Below are 17,258 nucleotides of genomic sequence, written 5' to 3'. Positions count from 1 at the left end.
ATACTAACAGAGAAGTGGTCTTGCGTACAGGGCCATTTTCCTTTATACTGTGCATACCATTCTCTTATCCGCTGGAGATCTAAATGCAGAAGACTGGAAGCAGCATATTATTGACATTGATGTTGGATCATCATGCCTCGACCCCGCTCTATCAACAAATCTATTCCGCGATGCGGCAGGCAATCTTATCAGGCTCATTGCCTGCTGGCACCAGGCTGCCATCGACGCGCACCTTCGCCAGCACGCTGGGCGTTTCGCGTACTACGGTGATCGTGGCCTTCGAGCAATTACTCTATGAGGGCTATTTGCGTGGTCAGGTGGGAAACGGCACTTATGTCGAGGAGAGCCTGCCGGATGAGCTGCTGCGCCTGCCTCAGTCGTCTCAGCAGGGTCCGTCAAAGGATGCTGATCGGGTGGCGCATCCTCATACGCCGGGACTATCGGCGCGGGGACGGCTGATCGCGGCTGCTCCGGTTGCTCCGATCCAGAGTTGGGAGCAGGTGATCCTACGTCAGACATTTCGGCATGGTATCCCTGCGCTCCATGAGTTTCCCTTCAAGCTCTGGGCGCGGCTGGCGCATAAACGCTGGCAAAAGATCAATCCAGATTACTTTGGCTATAGCGATCCGGCGGGCTATCGACCATTGCGCCAGGAGATCGCGGCCTATCTGCAAACGGCGCGTGGGGTGCGCTGTAGCGAGGAGCAGATCATCATCGTCGCAGGCTCGCAGCAGGCGATCAATTTAGCGGCCCAGTTGTTGATTGATCCCGGTGATGATGTCTGGATCGAGGACCCTGGCTATCTGGGTGCGCGTGGGGCGCTCTTGAGTAGTGGCGCGCATCTGGTCCCCGTGCCAGTGGATGCCGAGGGCATAGAGCTTGAGGCCGGCATACGGATGAGCCCTCGGGCACGTTTGATCTACACCACACCCTCACATCAGTTCCCGACCGGCGTCACCATGAGCCTGGCTCGCCGTCTGGCGCTCTTACGCCATGCTACCCGCACTGGAGCCTGGATTCTTGAGGATGACTATGATGGAGAATATCGCTACACGGGCCATCCTCTGGCATCCTTGCAGGGATTAGATCAGGCGGGCCGTGTGATCTATATCGGGACCTTTAGCAAGGTGATGTTCCCGGGCTTGCGGCTCGGCTATCTGGTCGCCCCGCCCGACCTGATTGATGCTTTTAGTGCCGCCCATGCCGCCGCCGACCGCAATTCACACATGCTTGATCAAATGGTCCTCGCCGACTTCATGGTTGAAGAGCATTTTTCCCGCCATGTCCGTCGCATGCGTGCCCTCTACGCCAGTCGCCAAGAAATCATGCTGGACGCGCTCCAGAAGGAGGATGCTACTGGTCTGCTTACCGTCCAACCCGACGAAGCTGGCATGCATCTCTGTGCGCACCTGCCCGCCGCTTATCCCGATGTGCTTGTCTCAAAGCGAGCCGCCGAACAAGACCTCATCCTCACCGCCATCTCAAGATACGCCTACCAGCATTCCACACGCAACGGCCTCATCCTTGGCTACACATCCTTTGACGAACAGGAGATTCGCACCGGTATCCGCCATCTCCAGCAACTACTCAGCCAGCAGGATTGGTTAAGTGGATTATAACGAGCTACTGGTGCTGCCAGCAAGTTTGTATCATAGGTAGAACAGCATCAATTTCTAATCCTGTTCTACCTCGACCTCAAAGCCCTTCGTCTTCAGGGCGGCGGCCAGACCAAACAAACGAGCATCGCCGCGCACCGTCCACAGCAGCTCATCCTGCTTCAAACGATCATTCGTCTTCTGCCAACCACACTCATAGATCCCCTGCCACTGGCGATGCTGTACTCGCCCCTGATACTGCCAGGGATTCGCCATTGGTCGACGATTATTAAAGCCATAACCCGAGCTATCCACGCTCGCAAAATCCTTACTCTTAAACACAACCTTCATTTATTCACCAACTCCTACCTGGAAATATCGAAAAACTCACCCCCTATTATACACCTGGCTCGCACAATACCGTTTAAAGAAGAGGAATGAAGGCCAGAGGAGCCACCCGTAGCAGCCACCCTCTCGTTCTTTGAATGGTTCAGGATTGTGATGTTCGATGTTGTGTGCGACAATGGTCAATGGTTATGCTTTTGTTCTCGCCAGCGATTGGCGGGTGGATGATAGATGTAATTTCATATGATAAGGAAGAAGTTAGATGGATACTATCCCATCTCGGCAGGTGGTGCTTGAGCGGCAATTGGCGCGAGTGCAACGTCGGCTGGCAAAGGTACAGGCACTGGATCAGCAGAATAAGATGCGAACCCTCATCATCCTGGCGCTCTGTATCTTTGTGACGGTGACATTTCTGTCGCTGGTCCATTGGATTGGTTTTATCTGTATTCTGCTCTCGTGCGTGATCTTCTGGCTGAGAGCGCGTCTACAGCCTGCGTTTGGCAAGAGCGCTCTGCGCTATGAGTCCTGGGTGCGGATGCTGAATACACAGATTGCACGCCTGAACCTGGATTGGGATGCCCTGCCACCTGTCCCTCCGCGTGAGGAGCAGGAGATGGGCGAGATGCATCCTTTTGAGCTCGATCTGGATATCAGCGGAGAGCGTTCACTGCATCGTTTACTCAATACGGGCGTCTCTTTAGAGGGAACTCTGCTCTTGCGCGATTGGTTGCTGGAACTGAATCCTGATCTGGAGGTCATACGGGCGCGCCGCAGTCTGGTGCGCGAACTCATCCCCATGACCGGATTCCGCAATAAGTTCCTGCTCAATTCTCTCTTTGCCACGCGCTTCTCCACCAGTCCCATCGATAGTGAAGCCCTGACGGCCTGGGTCCAGGAACAAGCAAACTTCAAACAGCCTCTCTCATCCCTGGTTGTCGCGCTCCTGCTGGCATGTCTGTTCTATGCCTCAATTCTGGCTTTCCTCTTTGTGCATACCTCTGTACTATTCTGCGTTGCGGCGTTGCTTTGTAGCCTGTTCTGGTATCTACGCACCAAAAAAGAGCAGGGACAGCTTTCGCAAAGCAGCAATCGGCAGCGTATCGCCTTTGGACAATTGCAACTGATCTTTGAATTTCTGGAAAAGAACCGCTATGCCAAAAAATCGCGGCTACGTCAGCTCTGTGAACCCTTCTTCTTGCATGCCGACCGTCGTCCATCCATCCTCCTCAAGCGCATCGAACGCATCTTGAACCGCGCCACCTTATCCACCAGCTCCGAAGGCTGGGCGTTGGTAAATGTCCTCTTCCCCATTGGAGCCATCCTGGCCCATCAACTTATCCAGTGTACCACCCTGCTCGCGGAATATCTGCCAGTCTGGCTGGATGTTTGGTATGAGTTAGAGGCCGCCAACTCACTGGCAAACTTCGCGCATTTGCATCCAGAGTACACCTTCCCTGAGCTTGAAGTGCGCAAGCGATCGGGCGATCCCATCTTCTTCGATGCGCAAGCATTGGGACATCCTCTGATCAAGCCTGAGCACAAGGTCGTCAATGACTTCACGATGGACCCGGCGGGCGAGATCCTGTTGATCACCGGCTCCAATATGGCGGGTAAAAGCACCTTCTTACGCACCATCGGCATCAATCTGGTGCTGGCCTATGCCGGAAGCGTCGTCAACGCCGCCTCGTTTAAAACCACCATTTTCGATCTTTACGCCTGTATTCGCGTCACCGACTCGCTGGCCGACGGTTACTCCTACTTCTATGCCGAAGTGCGCCGTCTCAAAGGGTTGCTGGATCTACTCGATGAAGGCACTGATCATCCTGTCTTCTTCTTGATCGATGAAATCTTTCGGGGCACCAACAACTATGAGCGAGCCATCGGCAGCGAAGCCTATATTCGGGCGCTGGTCGACAAAAAGTGCGTAGGAGCCATCTCGACCCATGATCTTGAACTTGTCCAGTTGGCTGAGGGGAATCCCATGATTAAAAACTATCACTTCCGTGAAAACATCATCGACGGCAAGATGGTCTTTGAATATCTGCTGCATGATGGCCCCAGCCCCACGCGCAACGCCCTGCGCATCATGCAAATGGAAGGTCTACCCGTACATTGGGATGCCACGCCGGCATAATCTTCGATCATCTTCCCTCATTTCCCCGAAACGCGAACCCTTACGGTCAATACCGCTTAAATAAAATGATTTGTGGTATTGCCCTTCATGGGTGGTTGTTATGTCCGTGCCAGAGCACAAAGAAAGAGGGAGGTGTTGTGCACAATGGCACAACACCTCCCTCTTTCTTTGTGCTCTGGTTTAGAGTCCCAGAGGCCCGGTATGGGTATCGCTTTGCTTGCTCCGTACATACTCCGAACATGTTCGATAGGTCTCTTCGTTAATGAGTCCTCGTGACATGTAGTGCATGAGCATAACGTCTAGCTTTAAGATACTGATCAGATTGTAGCCATGACTGCGTAGGCGTTCTACCGCACCATGTTCGCGATCAATCAGCACAATCACATCTTTTACCTTCAGATCATTTTCTTCCAGCAGTGAAGCTGTTTCGAGGATGCTACTTCCTCGTGTGATCAGGTCGTCGATAATAATCGCCGTATCACCCTGGGTGAAATGTCCCTCAATGCCGCGTTTGCCGGTCCCTTCCGGTCGGCTGCGGGCATAAATCAAAGGAATATTTGTTTCCAGTGAATAGGCGCTGGCCAGTAATAGTCCACCCACGGGCACCCCGGCCACGACCGAAAAAGGGTGTACGCGTGGACGGCGCAATGATTGGGCCAGATCAATTTCTTGTTGCATTAATTTGCTCGCAACACGAAGCGCGGTTGGGTTACTGATCAATACTTTAGGATTCACAAAAACGGGAGAACTGACGGCAGATTCACTGACCGTGAAGTTGCCGAATTTCACGCCGCCCAGATCATAAAGTGTTTGGGCCAACCACAAATTATCCAGAGACTGCTCTTTCGCCACCTCAGCATCCTTTCTCTCAACAGAAGGATTAGTTTCTTCAGTATATCATAAATTGCATAAGTTCAGCCAACCTCATCCCGGTTGCCCTGAATTCTGCCTGCTGGTACCTGACCTCTTCCATTATGCAATGGTACCGATCGTAATGCAAATTTTGGCCGCCTATCCCTTGAGCGTATGGCTACAAACGGAGAGGTATTTATATCTAAACAACGGTGCCAGGGCAGGGAACAGAGCGTCGGGCCGCGATGTAGGTGCGTGCCGAGGTCGCAACCGAGGTGCGCTTTGCTGTTCATCGTACTATATGGCCTACGGGAGAGATGATTGCACGTCAACGGGAAAGCGCACCTCGGCTGCGGCCTTGGCACGCACCTACATCGCTCCATCGGGATTACTGCTCTTTTAACGGTATTGCCCGTGATGGGTGGTTGTTACAGATGGTTTTCGTTCTATGAGAGTGACCTGTGATCTCCGCCGCTAGTATAACTCTTGCGTCAAGCGGATGACTATGGTACGCTAACTCAAACATATCCACTCTCTTTCTGCTTGTTTTGATTTCTTGGGTGAAAAATAAATGCCAGTTGTAAATATCAATAATTTGGGAAAATCCTTTGGTGCCGAGCGCATCTTTTCGGGAATCAGTTTTCAGGTTGAGCCGCAGGATCGTATTGGTCTGGTGGGACCAAATGGGGCAGGGAAGTCAACGTTGTTGAATATCCTGGCGAAACGCGAGGAGCCCGATGAGGGGTCTATCGCGCTGGCCCGCAATACACGCCTGGGCTATCTGACGCAGGTGACGGATTTCCATGCGGAAAATACGTTACGCGCCGAGTTGTTGTCGGTATTTGCGCAAGCACGTGCCTGGGAACGCGAACTCGGTGAGTTGGCGATTGAAATAGCTTCAGTCCAGGATGATCCAGTGCGCTATGAGAAGTTGCTCCGCCGCTACGATCAGCTCCAGTTGATGCATGAGCATGCTGGCGGCTATACCTATGAGAATCGGGTTGAGCAGGTGATGGATGGTCTGGAGTTTACGCGTGAGCAGCAGGAATCACCTGTGATGCAACTCAGCGGCGGTCAGCAGACGCGTGCAGCTCTGGGCAAACTGCTCTTGCAAGAACCTGAGGTGCTGCTCCTCGACGAGCCGACTAACCATCTGGATCTGGCGACCCTCGAGTGGCTGGAGGGCTACCTGACCGCCTGGCATGGCGCGATGGTGATTGTGGCCCATGATCGCTATTTCCTGGATAAAGTGGTGACACGCACGATTGAACTGGCCTTTGGGCGCATCGAAGAATATCCCGGCAATTATACGAAGTATCTCTCCTTGCGCGAAGAGCGTATGGAGCAGCGCCGCCGTGAATATGAGGCTCAGCAGGCGTATATCGCGCATACTGAAGAGTTTATTCGCAAGTATAAAGCGGGGCAGCGGAGCCGTGAGGCGCGTGGTCGCCAGACTTTGCTGAATCGTATGGATCGTGTCGAGCGCCCGCAGGATATGCCTGAAATGCACTTTGAGTTCACGCCGGTCAATGACAGTGGGACGATTGTGATCGAGACCCATAAACTGACGGTGGGCTATCGTGCGAAAGGCGAGCATTCAACGGCAGAGATGCCAGAGGATAAAGTGCTGGTTCAGGTTCCTGAACTGGAACTGCTACGCGGTGATCGTGTCGGCCTGCTGGGTCCCAATGGCGCTGGCAAAACGACACTCCTGCGTACCCTGATCGGTGAATTGCCGCCGCTCAATGGACATGTCAATATTGGCCGCAGCGTGCGCGTGGGCTATTATTCCCAGACCCACTCGGGACTGGATATGGAGCGCACAATTGTCGATGAGATTCGGCAGGTGAGCGCCTTGAGTGAAGAGGGCGCTCGGAGCTTGCTGGGCCGCTTCCTCTTCAGTGGGGATGATGTGTTCAAGCCGATTGGCAAGCTCAGTGGTGGTGAACGTAGCCGTGTCGCGCTTGCTAAACTCACGCTTCAGGGTCCCAATCTGATGATCCTCGATGAGCCGACCAACCATCTGGATCTGCAATCACGCCAGTTCCTGGAAGAGATTTTGAGCGAATTCGAAGGCTCTTTGCTCTTCGTCTCGCACGACCGTTATTTTATTGACAGTCTGGCTACCCGCATCTGGGCCATTGAAGATGGTGTACTCAATGCTTACCAGGGCAATTACACGGAATATCGCCAGCGTCGCCAGCAAAGCGCGCTCAATGCCGCAAGTGCCAGTACGCCTGCGAAGACCGTAGTAGCGAAAAGCCAGCCAGCCAAAGCTGTCCCCGCCAATAAAGGCAACAAAAAAGGGAGCAAAGAAAAGGTTCGCACCCTGGAAGCGGTTGAGCGCGACGTTGAGAAAGCCGAAGCCCAGGTCAAAAGCCTGGAAGACGCGCTCTCGCAGGCCGCGCTGGAAGGCAACGCCGAGCAACTCACGCAACTCTCGGCCGAATATGAAGAGGCCAAAGCTCGCCTCGATGTGCTGCTCGCCGAATGGGAGCAACTCGCCGACATGGCTAGCTAGAGATCATCAGTTGAGCAGCAAGCATCCGTGGTCTCCACGGTTTCTGTGCATGCGTTTTCGCACTGTAGGTACTCAAACATCTTTTTCTCCACCACACTAAAAAAGGGCGCAGGCGCGCAAGCGCCTGCCAGCAAGCTCCCGATGGTAGTGGGAGTTTGACAATTTCATTGTGTATATCAGCACAAATCTCGCTGAAGAGAGGCATGTATCCCCTTCTCCAGCGAGATTTTGTGTTGAGAGAGGTTCTGGTCGTATACTGGCAAGGGTTGCGATACGTGTTTCTTAATGGAACCGTTACGCAATCGTCCCATGCCTGATCAGACCATAGCATTAAATATAAAGAGAGATAACATACCATGGCAACACTTGTATTTTGGATCGATGTTGATAACACATTATTGGACAACGATACCATCAAAGAAAGACAGAATGAGGCGCTCCACGCCGAGGTCGGACCCCAACTCGCTCAGCGCTATTGGGATATCTATGAAGAGGTTCGCAATGAACGGAAGGTTGTGGATATTCCTCTCGCTCTGGAGCGCTTTCGCGAACATATAGCGCTCTCCGAGATGGATGATTTGACCTATCAACATGTTCATTCCATCTTCACCAATTTCCCTTTCGCGGATGAACTCTATCCCCACGTCATGGAAACCCTGGATTATCTGAACCGCATCGGCCAGCCCGTTATTGTCTCGGATGGTGACTTACACTATCAGGCCGAGAAGATTGTCAATAGTAGTATCGCCTCCGCCGTGGATGGTCGTGTATTGCTCTTTGTCCATAAGCAGCACCATCTTGCTGAAATCAGCGCCTGCTATCCCGCTGATCGCTATGTGGTCATCGACGACAAGCCGCAGATCCTGGTGGATATCAAGAAGATCAAAGGGGATACTGTCACCACCCTGTTTGTGAAGCAAGGCAAATACGCCGATGCAGGCTTCACCGACGGCTTTGTCCCTGACCTGACCGTCGAACAGATCGGCGATACCCGTTTTATCACTCCCGAACAATTCCTGCATCCCCAGGCCAGCGCACGCTAACATGCTATCGTTCTGGCACTGGCTGAGAGATAGGTACCCTTTGGTTGTCAAAGGGTACTTTTTTTACTCGTTTATCTAAATGTCAATTCCTAAAATGGACAAACAAATACTATTTTGTCCGCTTTTGCCATTCCCAGTAGTTATCATTCTATAAGCCAATCTGATATAAGTTTTCTTCTTCTTGTATGAGAAGGAATAAGAGTGGAAATGGATATACATAGATGTCACTGGATACTCATGAACTAAATTTAATACGGCAAACTCTGGCTGGTGATCAAGAGGCATTTGGCGCTCTCGTATTGGTTTATGAACGCCCCTTATTGACCTACATTTATTCCATTCTTCGTGATTGGGAATGTACGCGCGATGTGGTTCAAGAGACTTTGACCGCCGCTTATTACGCACTCCCTCGCTGGAAACCTCCCGAACTGAATATAGCAGAACTAACCCAAACAACCTCAGTAGATGAAAAGTGTCACATCCAAATTCATCCATTATCTTCTTGGCTTTATCGAATCGCAACGAATAAAGCACTAGATTTTCTTAAGAAGCAGAAACGGCTAGAACATATATCTAACCGCCTATCAGTAAATATGCAAATAAGCGATATCTTACCAGAAGAAGGATATCTCGTAAAAGAATTATTGGTGGAAGCATTGCATTTATTATCAGAAGAAGATGCACTTTGTCTCGTTCTTCGTTTTTGTTGTGATGAGTCATACGGCGAGATTGCACAAAAAATCAATTCAACCACAGAAGCCGTTCGCAAACGTATTGCTCGTGGATTAATTACATTGCGTTCTGCCTACGTTACATTAAAAGATGAGGAAGGGCTATTATGAAAAAGGATCAATCAACGACCCAGGCGTTTGATTCTAATGACCATAAAGCAGTCATAGTGCTTCTCGACAGCTATTCAACTGATGAGCTTACCTATCTGGAAAAAGCGCTCGTAGAGCATCATCTTGTTTCATGCCAGGAGTGTCAATATATGTTGACTGACATCTCACATCTTCATACACTCCTCAAATTACCAGAGAATGATCTTCGATCACCAATGCTTCATGAATATAGTCTTACGCCCACCTATAGACGAAACGTATCGCTACTGGCAGATAGTATACTTGACCGTATTACACTGATGGGTGGAGAACATACGCCAGCAACATTAAGCTCATCAATCGTAGCGCAACAGCCAGTTCGTTTTGTCTCATTACGAGAGAAGGCAAGGTACAAGAACCGTTTACGGTGGGTTGTTGGACTAGCTGCTGCGGTTATGTGTATCGCTCTATTAAACGTCTTGTTTTTTTCGGCTATCAGCCAATTTATATCAAAGAATAAAACTGGAGTTAGCGTAGATTCAACCTCACAACCACCGATATGGATGTTCCAACAAGATCAGGTCGCAACGACAATACGGCAAGGGCAAAACATATTTGCAGTAGAGTTTATTCCTATTGTGAATAACAGCGAATTTGGTATCATTTATGCGTATCGTTCATCGCACCCAGGAACGTTACCACACATTGAGGTTGATTCTATATTGCCATATCATCAAGGAAGCAGTATTACTATTCCTGATCATATCCAATCACTGGGAACAATAGGAGAGTTTGAAATAGGCATAATTTATATGCATGTACAAAACAGGGTAAAACAATCGATAGTATTACAAGGAACATTTCCAGAGCAGCCAAATCTCTGGCATCTGACCCTATGTACGCAAATGACCACATTACCTACAGGAGATTCTAGCTCTGGTGGAGAATATGGAGCATTTATAGTCGATCAAAAAAATTTACCAGAGCTTATAATGCGTATACCAGATGTAACTGATAAGAAGGCATACGTTGCTACTCATACGGCTAACCTGCTATCGCTTACACTATCATCTATTCAAAAAGCCCCAACCACCAATCAATCGTTGTACATACGTCTGGATTATCTCTTAAGCAAGACACCAGTACAAGCGACAGTTATTTCTCAAGCAGATTTTATACATTTAGCAGGGCCTCAACCAACACATACAAATTGCGGAACGTGCCATCCTGTGAATCAAGATCAATTGCGAAAAATGTTTAATGCAACCGAAACTGCGACAGTAAAGAAATAAGTTGATTATAGGTTACATTCGCTGGCAAATTAGAACAACCTCATTTTAGTTGAGGTTGTTTTGCCAAATGAAATCTCGCCAATGTCGTATCATGTATACAAAAAATTAATTTCCGTATATAGGAATACTCCAAATCAGCATGTTACCAGTTTCTGCATCGAAAACTTCTATGCCATATGGAACTTGAGAGATTGCTTTTGCTCCTGGAGCAAAGGGCATCATGGTTGTTTTAAAAGGTCCTTGAACTTTTACTAAATACACAGGAGCAGTATCTGGTAATCCTAAAGATTCACCACTTAATCTTGCTGATGCATCTTTACTGGAAAGTAAATCAATAGAAACCACCTTGAGAATTGCACCTGCTACGAGTGGACCACAGGGAAACTCATGACTGAGTAGATACGTTTTTACATTATCACTTTTAACACGAATGGAAACTTCTACATTTGAATGTACAGTGTTAATTTCAGTTGCACTGCTAACAGGATCAATTGCCGGATGCCCTGGATGATCTGGCAAACTGCTAGCTTTCATTTGAGAAAGATTTAAAGGTTTTGGTATGATAATATCTGTCTTTTCTGCCTGTACATTTGGTTGTACTAATATAAATAATCCAAAGAACACGGCGCCAACAATACAGCTAACTGAGAATAAGCGAGTTCTCATCTCATATATCCTTTCATGAGTGTCAAACTTTCCCTATAAAACCTGAAGAGGAAATGAATGTAAAACATCCTCCTGATGGTTAACAGCCAGCACCACGAATACAGGTTCGCCAATCCCCACCTATGCCATCAGAAGATGCAGTTGACTGCCAATAGCCCTCCCAGGGACCATTAACAAATCCATCGGTATCTCCTTGAAGATTCCAACTTCCACCACCATTTGAGTTATACCATTCATTGTAGCTATATCCATTTACTGGCGCTGAAGCTGTAGTTGCCCCATATAATTCACCGCCTGTATGTATATAATCGTCAGACATCGTATTATTAGTGGACGTACCAAATAGGCTTGCACTAGGAAGATTCGAAATATATACCCCATACGCAGTAGATGACGTTTTCTGTATTTCAACAAATGCGGTCTTCCCAAAATCACTACTAGCTAAATTAGGACCGGGATGAAAATAAAATTTACCACTGTTATTAACATCTCCCCAGAACAAAAATTCAGCTGTGCTACCATGGTTATATGATCCAGAACCTTGTGTCAGACTTACATCGGAAGATATAAGCCCCGCTTCGACCCATCGAGTATTACCAGATCCTATCCACATTTCATTTGTTACAAATCCTCCACCAGAATAAAGTTGATTAGTAAAAATCTCTGTAAATGCTCCTGAAGCTCCATTCCATTCCGCCATAGAGTAGCAGTGACCAGAGGTTGAATCTGGAGTATTAATGCAATTATACGTGATTTTGGGTGTATTACCAGCAGCATAAGTTTGATTGAGCTGGAAAGCAAGAGAAAATAAAATCGCTAGACTTATAAGTCCAACACGCAATTCAAAATGCTGCCTTGTATTCAAAATACGAGGGGATTTTTTTGGACAAAAGTTCATAGTCAATCCTTTTCTACATCTAGATTATGTCGTTTGAATCACACAAGGAAAAAGTTGTTTCATGATTTAAATCTAACCACTAGAAGATTCTAATTTGATAACACCTTCCTCTTTAGCTTTACTTTAAGCTGGTACACATTATCAGAAAATTTGTAAAAATTATATGTTGTATCTTATCTTTCGCTTAAATTTTTGGGTAGAAACAGAGATGTGTTCCCACTTACTAATAATATTTGAGATTAAAATCAAACCTCATCACCAAGGCAAGGTTTAATTATAGTTACATGATCAAATGTTGGATGCCTGAGAGGACGATTCTCAAAATACATCTAAGATTTAAGCAAATGGTAAGTTATATATAATCTTGTATCAATGTATAACATAAAAGTCAATATTAATCAATTTAGTAATATTAATTTTTTATTAAATATAGTCATATGTAAAGCGTAAATTCGTATTCATAAATATTATGGGTTATAGATGCACCACTGTTTATGAAAATCTTATATTCAAAACGGAAGTCGCTCCCCTGTTCTAGCAGCACCATCTTGATGAAATCAGCGCCCGCTATCCCGCTGATCACTATGTGGTCATCGACGACAAGCCGCAGATCCTGATGGATATCAAGAAGATCAAAGGGGATACTGTCACCACCCTGTTTGTGAAGCAAGGCAAATACGCCGACGCTGGCTTTAGTGACGGATTTGTCCCTGACCTGACCGTCGAACAGATCGGCGATACCCGTTTTATCACCCCCGAACAATTCCTGCATCCCCAGGCCAGCGCACGCTAACATGCCGCCAATCATCAAACAAGCATGCGTATATGCGTCACTTTGACGCGTATACGCATGCTTTGCTCTAGATATCCGGTTTGTAGAAGTCTTCTTTTTCCTATCACGCGTTTTCTACAAACCCTTTATTGGCATTTAGAATATGCTCTGTTTTAGGGAAATACTATTAATGGTTTCAGTTAGGGATTTAAGTGACTGTATATTGTTAAGTACGTGGTACCCTGTAGCAAAATATCATGTTCACTATAAACCTTGTAGTTATGACCAAGTTGATCACATTCTAAATAGTTTCCAACTCCTGTAACAGTAACGTAGTTAGCGCTGGCGTAACTACCTTGTTGATTGAATTCAGAAACCCAGGAACCATTGCTGCCGCACTGATCAATGCCAGAAGATAAGGATGCAATAGTTGCCCATTGGCTTGATCTTGTTTCAACAATAGCTCCCCAAGTTGTACTAGTCGGATACTCCATACATACACCCCCCCAAATTCTAATACCACTAAATGTGTATTGCGGATCAGCATAGTTATTCTGCCCCTGATCACATTGCAACGAGACTGCATGAGCAATGTTTCCTTGATAAAAGAATACGTCTGCGCTTAGCAAGGCTAAAACTGTTATTAAGCTAAGAAAGAATCGTTTCATCGTGTGCATCCTTCTGTTAGAATCTGTTGTGGGTTAGAAAGTACAGAGAGAGAAACATCGTGAGTGTTATAGATACTAATGGTACCGTAGGAATATGTGGAACTACTGATGATTGTCCCATTCATGTCTTTACGGGCGGTACTATGGAATACTAATCGATTCTGTTGATCAATTTCGAAATGATCGAAGCGTTGTGCATTGACTTCAGCAAGCTGCGTTGTATTTTCCCAGATATGAACTGGGGCGTTGGTAACATACTGTTTCACTGGTAGTGCCTTCGTTGTCACCAGGATAGTTGGCACGTTTTGGGATTTAGTATGTGCATTTACTTTTAAAACATACCCCTGTTTTTGTAGATCGCTTAGATTAACAAAAGAAGGTAATGCCATATCTCTGATTTGTACTGTATTTGCCGGACTTTGTACAAGGCAAGTTGTATTTGAGGATGCGGTTGGGTTCTTAATAGACGGGTGATTACTATCATTTTTTCCGAAGACAACTATATTGGTAGTGCCATCTTCATAGATTTCCTGGTGAAATACCTTCTCATCCAGTGATGTATAGATGGTATGAGCAACTTGCACATGGCCTTGAGCATCAACTTCGAGCCAGACATTACCCAGTAATGTGCTTGTATAGTTTTGGCCTGTATCGTGTTTTACGAATAGTGTCTCCACTTGTGTATAGTGGATGATTTGGTTTCTAAGCGTGGTATTGTGCGTTAACCAGGAACCTTGCTTCGTGGAAAGAGGAGAGGGAACATTACTTGATACATGTGCTTCCGTATAAATGGATGGCATGAAAAGCACGATCAACACGAGAGCAATTGAGACAGGAAGAAAAATCAAGCAAGTCTTCTTCCATGAATTTGTAGTATTGGTCATAAGAGTCCTTTCTTTACACTGTTTAACTCAAGCTGTTCCATGATTTGGAATGGTGGTGAAAATGGCATTCATCGTTTAAATGTTAATAACGACAAGTTTATTATTACAGTTATTAATTTAGTTACATGTATTTAAATACTATATTTTTAAGGAAAAGTCAATAAGTATTATGTGATTTGGTTAGTGTTATTAATCATAGCAATATATACGTGTTTGAAATATTGAATAAAATATTTTTATGATTTATAGTATATTACAGAGTATCTTTAAGCTATTAATGTTTTTTCAAAAGAAATGGTGCATACGAATATGAGGATATCCACACTTTGCAAAAGCATACTTTTCACTGCTGGGGGATTTGTTATTTTGTGGGGACTTTATCAAGCATATGGTGTTTTTTCGAGCCAGGTAGTTGATACAAACTATGGAGTAGGTGGACATTATTTTACAAGAATTGGATACCTTCCATTTATGAGTTTGGTAGGGTTTAGTTTGCTGTTTGGCGCTCTTGAATATATTGGTATTGGTTTGTTCCTGTTGTGTTTCGGAACGTTACAAGCAAAAATTGCTTGGTGGGGCATCTTAATATTCTTATGGATGATTATTATTGCGCAGTGGTATTATTGGGCCTTTATCTCTGGTGGCGGGATTTACGATAATTTATGGCCTTTTAATACACCTCTCACAAGTATTTTACCCTGGCTTGGGGCGGCTTTGATTGTTTCTTTTCTGCTAACCGGGTTTGGTCCTCTTCTTCAGCGTTTTTTAAGTTGGCTATTTCTGAGCATAGAAGCGCGTTCATACAAACATGATTAAAAATAGCGTATGGTAAGATAGCAAGATGAAAACATACTAACAAGTTTTTAGAGAATGTGTGTTGTGAGCATCGAATCAGAAAAGAGTCCATTTGTTCGATTTCAAATTTTCTTCCATTTTCCATTGACAAAAAACCGTTGGGTGGCGCATAAGAGCTACCCAACGGTTTTTTGTAAGTAATATTGAACGATTCAGCCTTTTTGCCTTACTTGATCTAACCGGTTATAATCCTTCTGCAATACTAATTTCTGGCTTTTCTAGCACGCTTCTATCCCAGATGCAAGGAATCCGTTTCCCTTGTTATTTGAGACTTTCCACTTCTTTATTAGCTTTTTCAGTAAATGTCCATCAAAATGGGAAATATTTCATTTCAAAGATCAAATGAGGTTACTTATTCTCTTTGTTCATGTTGCAGCATTTTGTGATAAACCACGATAATTATCCATATACGAGAATAATGTTCTTGGAAGTAATTTCTGTTCCATAATTTGGATCATATCCACTTTAGGGAAAATTGCTTGGTTGCTACGCTCCTACATTGAGAAATCCAAGTTCAGCAAGTGCGCAGTAAGCCCCAAGAGTGGTCATGAACAATTTATGCTTCGAAAGACCTGTGAATTGACTCAAACGACACAGACCCAAGAATTTCGACAAACGATAACTATTTCCATACATTTTTCTCAAAGAATCTATTGCATCTTGTATAAAAATCTGTTATGATACTTCCATCACTCTTTTGTTTATATAAAGTATATAATATTAAGTAAGGCTTGAAGGGAATCAAAACTTCGTCGATTTTACTCCGTGCTTCAAAACATCTTTAACTTTAAACACGTCTCATTAAGCATTTATTTCTTTACATTAATAGTGATTTTTCTCTCGCCTATTGCTGATGCATCACCTCTAGTGCCTCCTCATAATGCAAAGAGAGGAGAAGCAACAATATCTAAATACCAAGATAAACCTTCATTGGTTACTCCATTCTCAATTACTTCTAACGAAAGTGTCGTTGCTGTTCATGGACTGAATGCGGGAGATGGTTCAGCAGGAACTGCATCATATGGAAGTAGCCAAATGCCCGGATGCGATACCTATTGGAGCGATGCACGTAGCTTTTTAAGTAGTCGCTGGCAGGGTGACTTTCGACAACTAACTTACTACGCTAATGAAATCAAGCCAAATGGCTCAGGATGTGCGGACAACGGAAATGAACACACCTACTCAGCTAATCTCCAAACGCAAACATACCGAAATCAATGTGGAAATGTTGGTGGCGGAAATTCAAATGCAGGAACAAATAACGAGAACATGGATCATATAAGTTGTTTACTGGCATGGTACCTCTACTACAACTTTGGCCAACATGGTTGGGCTGAAACCCTCGTTGGTCATAGTATGGGGGGACTCATTGTACGAAGAACATTGCAACTGGTCAGAGATCATGCGGCTGGTTTCCCAACCAATATTGGGAATGTAACAGATGCTATCATATTTAATACCCCTAATATTGGTGAAGCGTTAGCAACTTGGGGATGTGCTGGTTGTTACCAAGGTCATCAAATGACCACAAATTCTGCTTTCATAAATGACATGATTACACATGGGCAAGCCCCGAGTGTATCAGGATATACGACCGATTGGACAGTCGTTACAAGCAGTTGTGATCTTTTAGTTGCTGATGATCCGCTCTACACCGCAGCAAATCATAAAGTGCTCTATGGTAGCAGTTACAGCCAAGACTTTTGCTATGGTCATGGTGGTGCCATTCATGATACTTCAACTATTGAAGATGCCATAGTCCAGTATTGTGACACTCTAAATCCTCTAAGAACTTATCCGAAAACCTACAAGGAGGAAACGCGATCACATTGTTGAAAGCAAATGAGCGCACAAGCCAAGCACAACAAGGTCTGATAGGAACGCGGGCGCTTCTCCCAGCGGATCAGCAGAC

15 protein-coding genes are annotated in these 17,258 nt (G+C 45.9%); 9 read left to right on the top strand and 6 right to left on the bottom strand.

Translation table 11 applies throughout. The annotated features are described in order from the left end of the window. The first annotated feature begins 83 nt into the window (after window positions 1–83). Window positions 84–1,619 carry a MocR-like pyridoxine biosynthesis transcription factor PdxR gene (gene pdxR / locus F1593_RS16455; protein WP_149402657.1) on the top strand — a complete coding sequence of 512 codons (1,536 nt, stop codon included), beginning with the start codon at window positions 84–86 and terminating at the stop codon, window positions 1,617–1,619. A gap of 54 nt (window positions 1,620–1,673) precedes the next feature. Here pdxR and F1593_RS16450 read toward each other — a convergent pair whose 3' ends face one another. Next, the gene (locus F1593_RS16450) at window positions 1,674–1,946 is read right to left on the bottom strand and encodes a hypothetical protein (RefSeq protein ID WP_149402656.1); all 273 of its coding nucleotides are present in this window, start codon (window positions 1,944–1,946) and stop codon (window positions 1,674–1,676) included. A 256-nt stretch (window positions 1,947–2,202) separates the two neighbouring features. Here F1593_RS16450 and F1593_RS16445 point away from each other — a divergent pair, with 256 nt between their 5' ends. Then, on the top strand, window positions 2,203–4,074 hold the full coding sequence (locus tag F1593_RS16445) for a MutS family DNA mismatch repair protein (protein WP_149402655.1): 1,872 nt from the start codon (window positions 2,203–2,205) through the stop codon (window positions 4,072–4,074). A gap of 180 nt (window positions 4,075–4,254) precedes the next feature. On the opposite strand, the gene F1593_RS16440 is transcribed toward F1593_RS16445, so the two are convergent. After that, entirely contained in the window at window positions 4,255–4,926 is a 672-nt protein-coding gene (locus F1593_RS16440) for an orotate phosphoribosyltransferase (RefSeq protein WP_149402654.1), read from the bottom strand. Between the two features lie 571 nt (window positions 4,927–5,497). Between F1593_RS16440 and abc-f the strand changes: the two genes are divergently transcribed. The 4 genes from abc-f to F1593_RS16420 all read left to right on the top strand — a co-directional run bounded on the left by abc-f (window position 5,498) and on the right by F1593_RS16420 (window position 10,603). Continuing rightward, complete coding sequence (abc-f, locus tag F1593_RS16435) at window positions 5,498–7,447, top strand: ribosomal protection-like ABC-F family protein (protein ID WP_149402653.1); 1,950 nt, start codon at window positions 5,498–5,500, stop codon at window positions 7,445–7,447. 356 nt (window positions 7,448–7,803) lie between these two features. Further along, window positions 7,804–8,490 carry an HAD family hydrolase gene (locus tag F1593_RS16430; protein WP_149402652.1) on the top strand — a complete coding sequence of 229 codons (687 nt, stop codon included), beginning with the start codon at window positions 7,804–7,806 and terminating at the stop codon, window positions 8,488–8,490. A gap of 221 nt (window positions 8,491–8,711) precedes the next feature. Continuing rightward, window positions 8,712–9,332, top strand: a complete 621-nt coding sequence (locus F1593_RS16425; protein WP_149402651.1) for an RNA polymerase sigma factor — start codon at window positions 8,712–8,714, stop codon at window positions 9,330–9,332. After that, window positions 9,329–10,603, top strand: coding sequence for a hypothetical protein (locus tag F1593_RS16420; protein ID WP_149402650.1), 1,275 nt, complete (start codon window positions 9,329–9,331; stop codon window positions 10,601–10,603). The genes F1593_RS16425 and F1593_RS16420 overlap by 4 nt, the downstream gene beginning before the upstream one ends. Before the next feature lie 105 nt (window positions 10,604–10,708). Here the strand turns inward: F1593_RS16420 and F1593_RS16415 are convergent, their stop codons facing one another. Together F1593_RS16415 and F1593_RS16410 are read right to left on the bottom strand one after the other, a co-directional pair. Further along, on the bottom strand, window positions 10,709–11,269 hold the full coding sequence (locus tag F1593_RS16415; protein WP_149402649.1) for a hypothetical protein: 561 nt from the start codon (window positions 11,267–11,269) through the stop codon (window positions 10,709–10,711). Window positions 11,270–11,348: 79 nt separating this feature from the next. Continuing rightward, window positions 11,349–12,167, bottom strand: coding sequence for a hypothetical protein (locus F1593_RS16410; protein ID WP_149402648.1), 819 nt, complete (start codon window positions 12,165–12,167; stop codon window positions 11,349–11,351). A gap of 586 nt (window positions 12,168–12,753) precedes the next feature. On the opposite strand from F1593_RS16410, the gene F1593_RS16405 reads away from it, so the two are divergent. Then, window positions 12,754–12,960: a hypothetical protein gene (locus F1593_RS16405; RefSeq protein WP_149402647.1), complete on the top strand. Its 207-nt coding sequence runs from the start codon at window positions 12,754–12,756 to the stop codon at window positions 12,958–12,960. 179 nt (window positions 12,961–13,139) lie between these two features. On the opposite strand, the gene F1593_RS16400 is transcribed toward F1593_RS16405, so the two are convergent. Continuing rightward, entirely contained in the window at window positions 13,140–13,607 is a 468-nt protein-coding gene (locus tag F1593_RS16400; RefSeq protein WP_149402646.1) for a hypothetical protein, read from the bottom strand. Then, window positions 13,604–14,491 carry a hypothetical protein gene (locus tag F1593_RS16395; RefSeq protein ID WP_149402645.1) on the bottom strand — a complete coding sequence of 296 codons (888 nt, stop codon included), beginning with the start codon at window positions 14,489–14,491 and terminating at the stop codon, window positions 13,604–13,606. Before F1593_RS16395 ends, F1593_RS16400 begins: the two co-directional genes overlap by 4 nt. A 309-nt stretch (window positions 14,492–14,800) precedes the next feature. Here F1593_RS16395 and F1593_RS16390 point away from each other — a divergent pair, with 309 nt between their 5' ends. After that, a complete protein-coding gene (locus tag F1593_RS16390; protein WP_149402644.1) occupies window positions 14,801–15,307 on the top strand; it encodes a hypothetical protein in 507 nt (168 codons plus the stop codon). A gap of 804 nt (window positions 15,308–16,111) precedes the next feature. Then, the gene (locus F1593_RS16385; RefSeq protein ID WP_149402643.1) at window positions 16,112–17,182 is read left to right on the top strand and encodes a hypothetical protein; all 1,071 of its coding nucleotides are present in this window, start codon (window positions 16,112–16,114) and stop codon (window positions 17,180–17,182) included. Window positions 17,183–17,258 lie beyond the last annotated feature (76 nt).

It is taken from the genome of Dictyobacter arantiisoli (assembly GCF_008326305.1).
Classification (GTDB): domain Bacteria; phylum Chloroflexota; class Ktedonobacteria; order Ktedonobacterales; family Ktedonobacteraceae; genus Dictyobacter; species Dictyobacter arantiisoli.
The sequence above is the reverse complement of the archived record's forward strand: the minus strand, read 5'-3'. Positions and strand labels throughout refer to the sequence as shown.